The sequence below is a fragment of the Micromonospora sp. NPDC049047 genome, assembly GCF_040649135.1.
Classification (GTDB): domain Bacteria; phylum Actinomycetota; class Actinomycetes; order Mycobacteriales; family Micromonosporaceae; genus Micromonospora.
Genome location: NZ_JBEZEY010000024.1, coordinates 1 through 13,920, shown reverse-complemented (window position 1 = coordinate 13,920; position 13,920 = coordinate 1). Strand labels below are relative to the sequence as shown.

The following is a 13,920-nucleotide window of genomic DNA, read 5'->3' as shown; positions in this document are numbered from 1 at the left end:
GCCGGTGCCCGGGTGATGCGCCGGTGATGGGGGCCGACGGAGGCAACCGGAGGGGCCGCAGCGCGCGACCCCTCCGGACCGAGGCGGGCGCTACACGTTGTCGATCGAGCCGTCGGCGCCCAGGGCCGTCCCGTGCAGTTCCAGCCGGTAGCTCGAATAGAGGCCGGGCACCCGGCCCGAGGTGCAGTTCGCCGGGCCGATGTTCCCGCTCTTGACGACCACGCCGTTCTGGTAGTCGCGGACGCGGAAACTGGCGCCGATCGTGCCACCGCAGACCTTGTAGTCGATGAAGTGTTCGACGTAGTTGGATGGGATGTAGTACGTCTGGCAGCTGGTCGACAACCCGCTCACCGAGCAGTAGTCGCTTGTCGCCAGCGCCGGGGACGCGACAAGCAGCGACGCCGCCGCTCCCGCGACCGCCGCGGCGGCCAGGCCTCTGCGAGCCCGTCTGGTGATTTCCACAGTGCCTCCTGATGGGTGTTGTCAGCCCCGTGAAGTCGGGGACGCCTCGTCTGGTTGCCACGACGTACGGCGCTGCCAAGGAAACGCCAACCCGGCCTGGGCAACCTGACGACCAGGCCGTGCGCGGGGTGCGGTCGGCATGGAGGTCATCGCATGGAGTTCCGGATCCTCGGCCCGCTGGAAGCGTCCGTCGAAGGAACGCCCCTGCCGCTCGGCGGACGCCGACAGCAGCGGATCCTGGCCGTGCTGCTGCTGCGGGCCGGCCGGGTGGTCCCGGCCGACAGACTGGTCGACTGCCTGTGGCCGCTGCGTCCGCCGGCCACCGCGGCGAGTCAGATCCGCAACTGCGCCGCGGCGCTGCGCCGCCAGCTCATCGCCGGCGGCCTGCCCGAGCATTCGCTGGTACGCCGGCCGGGTGGTTACCTGCTGACGGTGGAGCCTGGCGCGCTGGATCGGACCCGCTTCGACGACGAGGCCCACCGGGCTCGGCAGGCGCTCGCCGCGGGTCGCGCGGCGGAGGCCGTGGGGTCCTTCCTGCGCGCCGAGAACCTGTGGCGCGGGCCCGCCATCGCCGGTCTCGCCGACGGCATGCTGGAGCCGGAGGCGATGAGCCTGGAGGAGTCGCGACTGCAGGTGATCGAGGAACGGCTCGAGGTCGAGCTGAGTCTGGGCCGACACGCACGGGCCGTACCGGAACTCACCGCACTGGTCCGGACTCATCCCGGCCGTGACCGCCTGCAGGCGGCCTTCATGGTCGCGCTCTACGGCAGCGGGCGGGGTGCCGACGCGCTGGCTTCCTTCGACCGGCTGCGCTCGTCGCTGCGCCGAGAACTCGGCCTGGAGCCGAGCCGGCGGCTGCGAGACCTGCGCCAGGCCATCCTCACCGAGGACGAGGTCCGGCTGCCGCCGCTGGGCGGATGGGGGCCGGCTCGCGACGGTGAGCCTCATCGGCGGGCATCTCCTCTTCGTCCACAAGGAAGGTGACGAGATGCAGCTTCGGCAGTCGAGACATCAGCGGAGCATCGTCACCGCACCGGCCGCGGTCCGCGGCTCGTCCGATCGAGTCGCCCGGTGAGAGCGCCGCTTCTGCTGGGCTGGTCGCCGCTCTGTCGATGCCTCCGGGCAGACTGATGCCGTGCCAGTTATCACCGCCGTTCCAGGTGACATCACGACGCAGGCTGTAGACGCCATCGTCAACGCGGCGAACACGGCTATGCGCGGTGGCAGCGGTGTGGATGGGGCGATCCATCGCATCGGAGGCCCGGCGGTCCTGCGTGACTGTATCGCTCGGTTTCCTGACGGCCTCGCCACCGGCGACGCCGGATGGACAACAGCGGGCGACCTGCCCGCGCGGTGGATCATCCACACGGTCGGCCCGAACTACAAGGCCGGACAGCGCGACCGCTCGCTGCTGGTGTCGTGTTACCGGCGGGCCCTGGAGGTCGCCGACGAACTGGCCGCGCGCAGCGTCGCATTCCCGCTGATCAGCACGGGCGTCTTCGGCTGGCCGCCCGCCGATGCCATCTCTGCGGCGATCGAGACCATCGCGGCTGCCGAGACGTGCGTCGACGAGGTGCGGCTTGTCGCATTCGACGAAGGCATGTACAAGCAAACGCGCGCCGCGCTCTGGGGTCGCTGTCCGCCACCGGTCGGCGCCCACACGGTCGGGTTCCTGTTCGAACGCGAGCCATTGCAGTACGGGCTGCGCGGCGATTCGTACCTGTGGCGAGAACTTCGCGCGCGGTTCGCCGACACGCCGCTGCCAGACCGCTGGTTCACCCTACGGGCGCTCATCACGGATGCCATCGAGGAGGTTGTTGGCGAACCTCTCACCAGCCGCGAATCTGCACCGTGGCACGACAGCGACGGGGCGATACACGTCCCCGCGTTCGACCCTGGCCACGGCATGTCTGCCGGCGCCGTGCACGTTCCGTGGTGGGTGCGCACGGGAATACCGATCTTGCTCGACCGCTACGCCGCGCTACGTGAAGCCGACTGATTCCCGGCTGACTCACCCTCGCCTGCGCCATCGTCTGCTGTCATCGGCTGAAGCGCCCCAAGAGTAAGTGGCTCTTGGCCGTCTCGAAGGATCACGCGATGGCCGTCTCAGGTGGCACATCAGTGCGCCTCGGGGCGCGCGGGCCTGCCGAGGAGCGGATGGCAACGGCCGCCGACACCGCCGAACGTGGGTGCTCGCCTCGCTGTCGGTAGCTCCCACTGGTTGATCAACCTCAGCGGGCATCATGAGTGCCATGAGCGACGGGTACATCCGCCTGGTTCCGACCGACCCACACTGGCAGCCGACTCCCGGGGCTGCCACCGCAACCACGGCCTACGTCACCCGGCTCTTCTCGGGACCCGGCGACGATGTGGAGCAGGTCGAATATGAGTTCTATGCCCATGTCAGGTTGATCGACGCGGGAGAAAACTTCACCCGTGTCACATGTCCGCGCTGTGCCAGCGACATCGACGTGACGTGGCTCTTCGACCTGATGGACGAGAACGGCGGACGCTTCGATGAGCTGGACGTGACGGTTCCCTGCTGCGGGACGACGGTTTCGCTTGACGCTCTTCACTACGACTGGCCGATCGCCTTCGCGCGCTTCGAGGTGAGCGCCATGAATCCGACGCGCGCCAAGTACGAGCTTGATGTGCAGGAGCTCGCCGAGGTGTCCGCGGTTCTCGGCCATCCGGTGGCGCAGGTCCTTGCGCACTACTGACCTCAGGGGCTGCACTTCGGTCCACACTCGATCAGCCGCACTCTCCTGCCGCGATCAGCGCTGGCGTGGTGACCCGCCCGATGGGTAGCCCCCGCACGCCTGCGGCGTCAGGGAGTGGAAGCCAGTGATCACCGCCGGGTAGCCGCACTCGCCGGGCTGGCTCCGTGGGGCCGGGCTACGGTCTCGTGTATGGACGTCTTCGTGCTCTGGCACATCCGGCACGCCCGGAACGTCGACGGGAGCCCAACCGTCCACCGCGAGGACGGCGAGCTGGTTTGGGACGAGGAAGACGGGGACGACCTCAAGGTCCTGGGCGTCTACTCCACCGAGCATCGGGCGAGTGAACGGGTCGAGGCAGCCCGACTGCTTCCCGGATTTCGCGACGAGCCGGACTGCTTCATGATCGATACCTACGAGTTGGATGAGGACCTGTGGACAGGCGGCTTCGTCTCCATACCTCGCGGTGAGGAATAGGCGGTCGGGAGTGCGGGGGTCGCCGCGCGACATAGCGGTGCGCAAGCCGGCGGGGACGGCCTGCCTGTGGAGTTGCGTCCGCAGCTCGAGGAACCCGTCTTCTGCGACGAGGCCGGGCAGTTCATCGTTTCGTCGAGTTCGCCAGCGACTACTACGAAATCGAGGTGGACCGGGCGGCAGTCGGACACGTGGTGGCCAACGGGCCGTGACCAACACCGTGATACAGGCGCTGAACCTCAGCTCACCCATGCCGAACTGCGGCACGACATCGCCACGATTGGCTACCCGATTGCCGTGGTGTAGCGACAGGTAGCGGCGGCAGATCGGCTGGGGCTCCTGTGTGGCGGCTGCTCGACGGCGCGGTGTCCAGGCTCGTGAGCGCTTTACTCAGCGGGCGGCCCATCGACTGGATGCTGGCTGGGTCAGGTCTGTCCGGACGTTCGAGGGCAATGCTCGTTACGCTCATGCTCATGAAGACGTGTCGGCTTGTGGCCGTTGCCTGTCTGGCCACGCTTGTCACATCGGGTTGCGGCGCCGGGCGGCCCACCACCCCAGCAGGCACCCCGACGACGTACACGTGTTGCGATGGCGAGGACGTGAACACGGTCTACCAGCCTGGCCAGGCAATGACGGTTCACTGGATCGTCAAGCCGGGGACGGACCCCGCCGCGAAGGCGGCGCAGGTCGAGCTGACTGCGCGCCTGACGGGCCCGTACGGGGATGCCAGCGAACTGAAGAGCGCCGCAGGGGGCACGACTCGGCCCGGTTCGGCAGAGGTGACCTTCGAGGCCCAGCCGGTGCGGCCATCCGGTGCGGCGGGCGAACGACCGGTGAGCGTCATTCCCATCGCGGTGGAGGCGCTGCCCGGTTATTACAACCTGACCTTTGCCGTACAGCAGGGTGGCGCAACCGTGGGCGGAGCGAGCATCGTGCGGGTCGCCCCCAGAGCCTGAGCCGATCGCGTACTCAGGGCTGCGGTGGTCCGGGCCCTGACCCGGTCACCCCGGGCACACCCGGACGTAGCCGTGGTTTCCTTTGATAGCCCTGGGCCATCGGTGCGGTGACCAGCAGAGAGGTGTCGAGAGTGCCCAGTCGGCCCGCCCGCAGTGCGTCGTCGATGGTCAGACGGGCGGCCAACGAATCGATTTCGCGAACAACCTTGCGCTCGTAGACAGCCCACGTCTAGCGTCTTCCATTGAGGTTCACCGCTGTTGCGGGTAAGCCTGGCCGGCGTCGTTTCCAGGTGGGCGCCACCGGACGAAAACTCTATGGAGCGCGCTCGTGCGCCGCGCGCCCCGCGCCACGGGCACCAGCGACGGTCCCACGGCCATCACCTGAAGCTGCGCCGGCAGCGCCAACCAACAGTGGAGCCTGCGCGGCTGACCGCAGCCCGGGGGTCGGACGCCGCCGGCACGCCGGCAAGTCTTGTCGCAGGAGGCAGCGGGGCAGCGAGCGCAGGGGGGACCACCATGACGGGGATCGCGGAGCAGGCCCTGGCCCAGATCACCATCCCCGACCTCGCGGACGTGCGGGGCAACGTGACGCTCCCGGCCACCGTGGCGGCGGTGCCGAAAGCGGCGGTGAGCTGGCGGTCGTCCAGGCCGGAGGTGGTCTCCGACGCAGCCGACGGTCCGATCGCGGCGGGGGTGGTGCGGCGGCCACCGGCGGGGTCGGCGCCGGTGTCGGTGACCCTTACCGCGTGCGTCAGCGCCGGCGGAGACCGCGCATGTCGTGACTTCGTCCTGACGGTGCGACCCGCCGTGGAACTGGCGCCGTTCTCCCGGTACGGCATGACGAACTTCGCCAGGTCCAACAGCCAGGCGGGGCAGCAGATCTACATGGCCACCAGCGTCGGCAACGACGCGACCCGCTGGACGGCGGTCAGGGGTGGGCAGGTGTTCCTCCAGTCCAGCAAGGGCATGCACGCGGTGCGGGACCCATCCGTCGTCCGCTCGCCGGAGGGGGACCGGTTCTACCTCGTCGCGACCGACCTGAATGTCGATGGCCGGGCGTACGGGTGGCAGAACTGGGACTGGGCACAGAGCGGCGCGAGTCGCTACATCGAGGTGTGGGAGTCCACCGACCTGCGAACCTGGTCGGAGCAACGGCACGTTCTGGTGGCCCCCGAGGAGGCGGGCATGACGTTTGCGCCGGAGGCCATCTGGGACACCTCGATCGGCGCCTACGTCGTGTACTGGACGTCGTCGGTGTATCCGAGCGGGACGTACTACACACCCGACCGCACCGACCCGAACGGTCGCTACCCGCTCAGCAGGAACCAGACCCTTTACACCACCACCCGGGACTTCGTGACCTTCACACCGCCGCAGGTGATGATCAACAGGCCCGGACACGGGACGCTGGACGCCGTCCTCATCCAGGACGGCGAGGACGGCTCCTACCACCGCTTCGTCGCCGACCGCACCTCCACCGGCGTCGGGACCACCAGCTACGTCCCGTCGTGCGGCTCGGAGGACATCTACCAGGAGCGGGCGACCTCGGTGCTCGCGCCGCCTGAGCAATGGCAGCTGGTCAGGGGCTGCATCACCCACGACACGATGGGCACCACCTACGCCGAGGCGCCGATGGTGGTGAAGGCCAACCCCGGTGACGTACGCGGGGCGGGCTACTACCTCTATGCCGACCAGAAATGGCTCGGCTCGCCGTCGGGAGCCCGCCTGGAGGAGCAGCTGCACCCGTACTGGGGCGACGATCTTGCCTCCGGCCGGTGGACGCCCATCGACTGGGCGCAGAAGCCGAACTACGAGCTGGCCCAAGGCGTCATCCGCCACGGCAACATCTTCGCGTTGACCCAGGCGGAGCACGCCGCCCTGCGCGGCGCGGATCCGTCGTCGATCGCGGTGCGAATCCCTCCGGCGCGCACCAGCTACGCCCGAGGTCAGGCCCTGGATCTGACCGGCCTCGTCGTCACGGCCGACTACACCGACGGTGTCCAGGGTGAGGTCCTGCTCGCCGGACACGGCGGATACACCATTTCGGGGTACGACCCGGACCGGCCGGGGAGGCAGACCGTGACCGTCTCCTACACGGTGTCCGGTCAGACGCGGACCAGTTCGTTCCACGTCGACGTCGTGGGTGTGTCGGCGATGGTCCGGTCCCGGTGCGCCGCAGGCAGGGTGACGCTGACCGTGGCCGTGCGCAACGAGGGGTCGGCGGCGATGGATGCGGATGTCCGGACCGACTTCGGCGCGACGTCAGTCAAGAACCTCCGGCCGGGTAGGGAGCGGTCGCATCCGTTCGTGACGCACAGGCGCAGCGTTGCCGCCGGGGTGGTCACCGTGACGGCATCCGTCGAGGTCGACGGCAGGACGCTGCGGGTGGCACAGACGCTCGCGTACGAGGCGACCTCCTGCCGGTGACGGCGGGCGGCGGCCTGGCCCTCGGGTCACCACGTCGCCGACATCCCCGAGCGGGGATCGAAGTCCTGGCGGGGGATCAGGGGGAAGCGGGCGGCGCGGTGCTGCCACGCACGACGAGCGCGGTGCCGAGCTCGTACCGGTCCTGTGTCAGCGGGTGGCCGTCGGCCAGGCTCAGCGCGAGTCGGGCAGCGGTCGCGCCTATCTCACCGAACGGCTGCCGCACCGTGGTCAGTGGCGGTGCCAGCCACGCCGCCTGGTCGACGTCGTCGAAGCCGACGACGCTGAGGTCGTCAGGAATCCGCAGGCCGGCATCGCGGGCCGCGGCGTAGACGCCCATCGCCTGGAGGTCGTTGCCGCAGACGACGGCCGTCGGCGGGTCGGTCCGGGCAAGCAACTGCGCGCCGAGGTCACGGCCGTCGTCGAAGCTGAAGACACCGCGTCGTTCGAGCGTCGCGTCGAACGCGACACCGGCATAGTCCAACGCGGCGCGGAAGCCGTCCAGACGAGCTCGCGCGGACAAATCGTTGACCGGGCCGGTGATCAATCCGATCCGCTGGTGCCCCAGATCGAGAAGATGTCGAGCGGCGGCCAGAGCGCCGCTCCAGTTGTTGGACCCCACGGCGGGGGTGGGGAACAGGTCGTCAGTCGGGTCGATGGCGATCAGTGGTATGCCGCTGGCCGCGAACTGCTCACCGTGATCGGCGGTGACCGTGGAGAAAGCCGTGATGACGGCTGTCGGTCGGCGCAGCAGCAGAGGCTCCACCCAGGGCTGGCCGGCCAGCAGACGGCGATGCACATCGGTGAAGCCGACCATGCAGTCCCGGGCGCTGGCGACCTCCTGAACACCTCGCAGGATCTCCATGGCGATCGAGGGCAGCATCCGGTCGAAGACCGCCTCGATGCAGAGGGTCGCGCTACTTGTCTGTCGCCGCCGGTACCCGTGGTCGCGCAGCAGTGCCTCCACGCGCCTGCGCGTCTGCTCGCCCACACCGCCTCGGCCGTTGAGGACCTTGGAGACCGTGGGCGCGGAGACGCCGGCGAGCTCGGCGATCGCGGCGATGGGCAGGTCACCGCGCCAGGGCTTGCGGGCGCGCGGCAGTTGACCTTCCTCGATCACGCGGGAATTCTACCGGTTGTCCGGGCCGTACCAAATCCGCCGCGAATACCGCAGAAATGTTTGCGACAACATTTCGTGTGCCGACCGGGTGGGAAGCGCTTGCCGTCAACCTCCGGTCAACTTTGGAATGCTTTCGCGAAACCTCGCCGGCGTACCTTGACGCGTGGCATGCTATCCACCACAGTCGATGTGGGCGAAAGTGGCGTGTCGTCGGGAGCTCGGCCGCCAACAGGGCATCACAGTGAGTCAGTGTCAGGTGCGCTGGGCAGCACCTGTTAGCGCTAACGATGTCCTGCACAGCTGACCTGGCCGCGGTGGCGGCGTGGCCTGGCGGCGAACGGTCCGCATCGTGGAATCCGTGTCGATCGCGACCCTCCGGCAGGAGAACGACCGACCTCACTCTGGTGCAAGGCCTGCCTCCCGCGGTCTTCGCGGCAAATTCCGGCAGTGACGCGGCGCGGATCTCGACTTCGCCGCGATCAGTCGAACAGGCAGGCCGGCGAGTCTGGATTGCATTGCCTTGGGCAGTATTCGTCCCCCGAATTTCAGGAGAATGATCTATGAGGAGATCCAGCGTCATCAAGGCCGCCGCGGTGTCGGCCGGTGCGGTGCTGTTGGCATCGACAGCGGTTGCCGCGATGCCGGCCGGTGCGGCGGCGGCTGGTTGTTCGGTGGATTACGGAGTGTCGTCGCAGTGGCAGGGTGGATTCGGTGCCAACGTCGCCGTCACCAACCTTGGTGATCCGGTCAGCAGTTGGACGTTGGAGTGGTCCTACAGCGCGGGGCAGAGTGTCACGCAGGCGTGGAACACGACGTTGACCCAGAGCGGTGCCGCGGTCACCGCCAAGAACGTCAGCTACAACGGGGTCATCGCCACCAACGGCACTGTGTCGTTTGGTTTCAACGGATCGTGGACCGGCAGCAACCCCGCTCCGACAAGCTTCACGCTCAACGGGGTGGCCTGCACCGGGGACCCGGCGCCGACCACCCCGGCGCCGACCACGCCACCACCGACCACCCCACCGCCAACCACGCCACCACCGACCACCCCACCGCCGAACGGGCCGGCGGACATCACGGTGAACAGTGCGACCAGGTATCAGACAGTTGACGGGTTCGGGGCCGCGCAGTCGATCTGGGGTAGCGCGTGGTCGACGGCCGAGACGCAGACGCTTGTCGGGCTGGGCGCCAACCAGTTGGGTCTGTCCATCGTGCGCACTGGTCTGTCGCCGGTGTCGAGTGAGTGGGCGACGCATGTGAACTCGTTGAAGACGGCCAAGGCGTCCGGGTCGAACGTGAAGATCCTCGCGTCGCCCTGGACCGCGCCGGCGGCGTGGAAGACGAACAACAGCCGGGTCAACGGCGGCAAGCTGAAGACCGACTACTACGACGACTACGCGAACCATCTGAACAGCTACGTCCAGTACATGCGGGGACAGGGGGTGAGCATCGACGTCACGTCGGTGCAGAACGAACCCGACTGGCACCCGGACTACGACTCGATGGACTGGAGCGGCACCGAGCTACGCAACTTCGTCCGTGACCAGGGCACGAAGGTGCAGAACACCAAGCTGATGGTCGCCGAGGCGGTCAACCTCAACTACGGCTTCACCGATCCGACCCTGAACGACGCCACCGCCCGCAACAACATCGGCTACATCGGCGGCCACCTGTACGGCACCGAGTCCGCCGGCCGGCTCGCGCCGTACCCCCTGGCCCAGCAGTACAACAAGCCGGTGTGGATGACCGAGTGGAACCTGCACGCCGCCGACGGTGGCGGCTCCAACATCTGGGGCAACCCCAGCAACGTCACGGTCTGGAACGAGACGCTCGACGACATCATGCGCACCGTGCACCGCTCGATGGAGGCCAACTGGAGCGCCTACATCTGGTGGTACGGCAAGCGCTACTACTCCTTCATCGGCGACGGCGAGTCGGCCTACGGCACCATCGCGGGCGCTCCGCTCAAGCGGGGGTACGCGTTCTCGCAGTACGCCAAGTACGTCCGCCCCGGCTACCAGCGGGTCGGGCTGACGAAGAGCTCCAAGGCCTCACCGCTGGAGGTGACCGCCTACCAGGGTGACGGCAAGGTCACGCTGGTGATCCTGAACCGCTCGAACAGCGCGGTCAACAACGCGGTGGTCCAGGCACCGCAGAACGTCACCCGAGCCGAGCACTACCTCACCTCACAGAACGCCAACGCGGCCAGCCAACCGACAACCGTCAATGGCGGGCAGGCCACCATCAACGTCAGCGCCCGCAGCATCTCCACACTCGTGTTCACCCTCTGACGGCTGCACCGCCCAGTCGGGCGTGTGGGTGGGGATCGCGCATCCGCACCCACACGCCCCACTCACGTGACTCCTTCTCCCGATCCGGCCGACGGCGCAGGCCGCCGGCACGTGCAGACCCACCTCACCCCAGGCGCCACCACGGCGAGGAGTTCTCCTGATGAATCCGCAGTACGTTCGAACGACATATCGACGGGTCAGCCTCGTCGTCGGCGCGGTGGTCACACTTGTGCTGGCAGGGCTGATGGTCGCCGGGAACGCCCAGGCGGCGGCCGGCTGCCAGGTGGCGTACACCGTGCCGTCGCAGTGGCAGGGCGGCTTCACCGCCGACGTTAAGGTCACCAACCTCGGCGACGCGGTCAACGGCTGGAGCCTGACCTGGACGTTCCCGTCCGGCCAGCGCGTCACCCAGGCGTGGAACGCGACGGTCACCTCGTCCGGCAACCAGGTCACCGCGAAGAACGTGAGCTACAACGCGGCCATCGCCACCAACGCGACGGTTGCCTTCGGCTTCAACGGGTCGTGGACCGGCGGTAACACCGCACCGACGTCGTTCGCCCTCAACGGGGTCACCTGCACCGGCCGAGTGGCCGAGACACCGACACCCACGCCGACACCGACCCTGACCCCCACCCCGACCGATCCGCCGCCGGCCGGCGGCGACGCCATGGCCACGGTGGCGGCGATGCAGCCCGGCTGGAACCTGGGCAACACCATGGACGCCATCCCGGACGAGACCGCCTGGGGCAACCCACTGGTGACCCAGGCGCTGCTACACCAGGTGAAGGCACAGGGCTACAACAGCATCCGCATCCCGGTGACCTGGAGCAACCACCACGGTCCTGCCCCTGCGTACACGATCGACGCGGCCTGGTTGAGCCGTGTCCGGCAGGTGGTCGACTGGGCGCTCGCGGAGAACCTCTACGTGCTGGTCAACCTGCATCACGATTCCTGGCAGTGGATCAACGGCTATCCCGGTGACCGCACGAACGTCATGAACCGTTACACAGCCCTGTGGACCCAGATCGCCGCCACGTTCCGCGGTCACTCGGCGAAGCTCACCTTCGAGAGCATCAACGAACCGCAGTTCGCCGGCACGTCCGGTGACGCCCAGAGCGACGAGGTGCTGCGCGAACTGAACGTCGCGTTCGTGCGGCTCCTACGCCAGTCCGGTGGGAACAACGCCACCCGGCTGCTTGTGCTGCCCACCCTGAACACCAACTCCAACCAGGCCCAGCTCGACGCGTTGGCGACCACGATCAGCCAGCTTGGCGACAGGAACATCGCGGCTACCGTCCACTTCTACGGGTACTGGCCGTTCAGCGCGAACATCGCCGGTGGCATCCGCTACGACACGAACGTCGAGCAGGATCTGCTCCAGAGCTTCGACCGGGTGCACGCCGCCTTCGTCGCCAAGGGTATCCCGGTGATCGTCGGCGAGTGGGCCCTGCTCGCCTACGACTACACCCGGCCCGGAATCATCGAGCGCGGCGAAGTGCTCAAGTTCTTCGAGGCGGTCGGCTACCAGGCCCGGACCAGAAAATTCACCACCATGCTCTGGGACGCCGGGTCGTTCCTCAACCGCACCGACCTCCAGTGGCGCGACCCCGGCCTGTACGCACTGATGAAGGCGAGTTGGACCACCCGGTCGGCGACCGCGTCGTCGGACCAGATCTACGTACGCCGTACCGGCACCATCACCAGCAAGTCCCTCACCCTGAACCTCAACGGGGCCTCGTTCCGGAGTCTGCGGCAGGGCAGCACCGTGCTGACCAGCGGCACCGACTACACTGTCGCCGGCGACACGCTTACCCTCACCAGTTCTGCGTTGACCCGGCTGGTCGGCAACCGTGCCCCGGGCGTCAACGCCAACCTCGAAGTGCACTTCTCGCAGGGGGTGCCCTGGCCCATCAGCGTCATCTCCTACGACCCGCCGACGCAGGCCGCGGCCACGGGCACCACCACCTCATTCAGCATCCCCACCCAGTTCCGCGGCGACCAACTCGCGACCATGGAGGCTAAGTACGCCGACGGCAGTCCCGCCGGGCCGGCCAACTGGACCTCGTACAAGGAGTTCTGGAGCACCTTCCAGCCGGACTACGCCACGAACACCATCATCCTGAAGCCGGAGTTCTTCGCCGAGGTCAACGACGGCCCGGTCACGCTCACGTTCCACTTCTGGAGCGGCACCCAGATCACGTACCGCCTGACGAAGTCCGGCACGTCGGTCACCGGCAGCGTCTCCTGACCAGAGCGAACAGCGACGATCGGTCGCCAGGGCATCGACGATGCCCTGGCGACCACTGTCTGGATGGCCAACCGGTTCACCGCTCGTCGTCCACCACCAGAGCAGCACAGGGATGTCGTACTGCATCCGTTCGAGCTCTAGATCAGAACGAGGGCCGCACGACCCGTCGACCCGTACAGTCGTGGTGCTGGTCTCGCTAGCCTCTGCGGATGATCACTTACCGCGCTGCTGCCTCCGCAGACCTCGACCGCGTGACCCGATGGCTCGTCGCCGAGCCTGTCGGGTGGATCCCCGCCGACCGTTACCTGGCCGATCTGGCCGAGGACATGTACCGGCCGGAATGGACCTGGATCGCCGAGCACGACGGTCAGGTCGTGGGACGGGCATTGTGGTGGGGGCCGAAGGGTAGCCCGCATCCGGTAGCGCTCGACTGCCTCGACGTGGACCCGGCCGTGGGCGACCGTGCCGCCGTCGCGGCCGAGCTGATCAGGGCCGCGCTGGCCGGGTTCCCAGAGCCGGTGCAGTACCGGATCAAGGTCACCGGTGACTGGCGCGACGACTCGGCCACCTCGACGGCCGTGGAGTGGCGGCGGGCGGCGGCGTACGCGGCGGGCCTCACTCGGGAGGTGGAGCGGTTGCAGTTCGAGTGGGCGCCCGCCGACGGGGTGCCCCCGGCGGCCGGCAGGCTGCGGTTCGCCGAGGCCTCCGACGAGGAGTTTCTCGCGGTGTTCAAGAGAATCGCCGAGGGCAGCCTGGACGCCCAGACCCGTGCGAACCTGGCCGCCAAGGGCGTGGACGCGACAGCGCGCGAGGAGATGGACTTCTATCTCCGGGCGCCGGGTAGGCGGGAGTGGTGGCGGATCGCCCACACGCGCGAGGGCGAGGTGGTGGGCATGGCGATTCCCTCCGCGACCTCGTACAACGTGAACGTCGGCTATCTCGGGGTGGTGCCGGAGTTCCGCGGGCGTGGCTACGTGGACGAGGTGCTCGCCGAGATCACCCGCCTGCACGCCACCAACGGGGAGTCGCACATCACCGCCACCACCGACATGGGCAACACGCCCATGGCTGCCGCTTTCCGTCGCGCCGGATACCGCAACACGGGGATCCGGATCAGCTTTTCCAACGACGTCCAGCCCTAGACGAGTAAGTCCTAAGTCAGGGCGGGGCTGCGGACGCAGCGAAGGGTGTTGATGATCCGTTTGTGACGACAGACATCAACACCCTT

The 13,920-nt window shown here is 68.1% G+C and carries 11 protein-coding genes; 9 read left to right on the top strand and 2 right to left on the bottom strand.

The genetic code is table 11. From position 1 onward, the window contains the following. Positions 1-90 precede the first annotated feature (90 nt). Positions 91-462 carry a hypothetical protein gene (locus AB0B86_RS27870; RefSeq protein ID WP_357409848.1) on the bottom strand — a complete coding sequence of 124 codons (372 nt, stop codon included), beginning with the start codon at positions 460-462 and terminating at the stop codon, positions 91-93. 153 nt (positions 463-615) lie between these two features. Here AB0B86_RS27870 and AB0B86_RS27865 point away from each other — a divergent pair, with 153 nt between their 5' ends. From AB0B86_RS27865 to AB0B86_RS27840, 6 genes are all read left to right on the top strand, one after another. Beyond that, positions 616-1,446, top strand: a complete 831-nt coding sequence (locus tag AB0B86_RS27865) for an AfsR/SARP family transcriptional regulator (RefSeq protein ID WP_357409846.1) — start codon at positions 616-618, stop codon at positions 1,444-1,446. A gap of 151 nt (positions 1,447-1,597) precedes the next feature. Further along, positions 1,598-2,461 carry an O-acetyl-ADP-ribose deacetylase gene (locus AB0B86_RS27860; RefSeq protein WP_357409844.1) on the top strand — a complete coding sequence of 288 codons (864 nt, stop codon included), beginning with the start codon at positions 1,598-1,600 and terminating at the stop codon, positions 2,459-2,461. Positions 2,462-2,714: 253 nt separating this feature from the next. Beyond that, positions 2,715-3,182 carry a hypothetical protein gene (locus AB0B86_RS27855; protein WP_357420118.1) on the top strand — a complete coding sequence of 156 codons (468 nt, stop codon included), beginning with the start codon at positions 2,715-2,717 and terminating at the stop codon, positions 3,180-3,182. Positions 3,183-3,371: 189 nt separating this feature from the next. Further along, on the top strand, positions 3,372-3,656 hold the full coding sequence (locus tag AB0B86_RS27850) for a hypothetical protein (protein WP_357409840.1): 285 nt from the start codon (positions 3,372-3,374) through the stop codon (positions 3,654-3,656). Between the two features lie 596 nt (positions 3,657-4,252). After that, entirely contained in the window at positions 4,253-4,609 is a 357-nt protein-coding gene (locus AB0B86_RS27845; RefSeq protein ID WP_357409838.1) for a hypothetical protein, read from the top strand. A 516-nt stretch (positions 4,610-5,125) separates the two neighbouring features. Then, complete coding sequence (locus tag AB0B86_RS27840; protein ID WP_357409836.1) at positions 5,126-7,036, top strand: immunoglobulin-like domain-containing protein; 1,911 nt, start codon at positions 5,126-5,128, stop codon at positions 7,034-7,036. 76 nt (positions 7,037-7,112) lie between these two features. Here AB0B86_RS27840 and AB0B86_RS27835 read toward each other — a convergent pair whose 3' ends face one another. Continuing rightward, positions 7,113-8,153, bottom strand: a complete 1,041-nt coding sequence (locus tag AB0B86_RS27835) for a LacI family DNA-binding transcriptional regulator (RefSeq protein WP_357409834.1) — start codon at positions 8,151-8,153, stop codon at positions 7,113-7,115. Positions 8,154-8,713: 560 nt separating this feature from the next. On the opposite strand from AB0B86_RS27835, the gene AB0B86_RS27830 reads away from it, so the two are divergent. From AB0B86_RS27830 to AB0B86_RS27820, 3 genes are all read left to right on the top strand, one after another. Next, entirely contained in the window at positions 8,714-10,444 is a 1,731-nt protein-coding gene (locus AB0B86_RS27830; RefSeq protein ID WP_357409832.1) for a cellulose binding domain-containing protein, read from the top strand. A 160-nt stretch (positions 10,445-10,604) separates the two neighbouring features. Next, a complete protein-coding gene (locus AB0B86_RS27825; RefSeq protein ID WP_357409830.1) occupies positions 10,605-12,692 on the top strand; it encodes a cellulase family glycosylhydrolase in 2,088 nt (695 codons plus the stop codon). 209 nt (positions 12,693-12,901) lie between these two features. Continuing rightward, a complete protein-coding gene (locus AB0B86_RS27820; protein WP_357409828.1) occupies positions 12,902-13,834 on the top strand; it encodes a GNAT family N-acetyltransferase in 933 nt (310 codons plus the stop codon). Positions 13,835-13,920 lie beyond the last annotated feature (86 nt).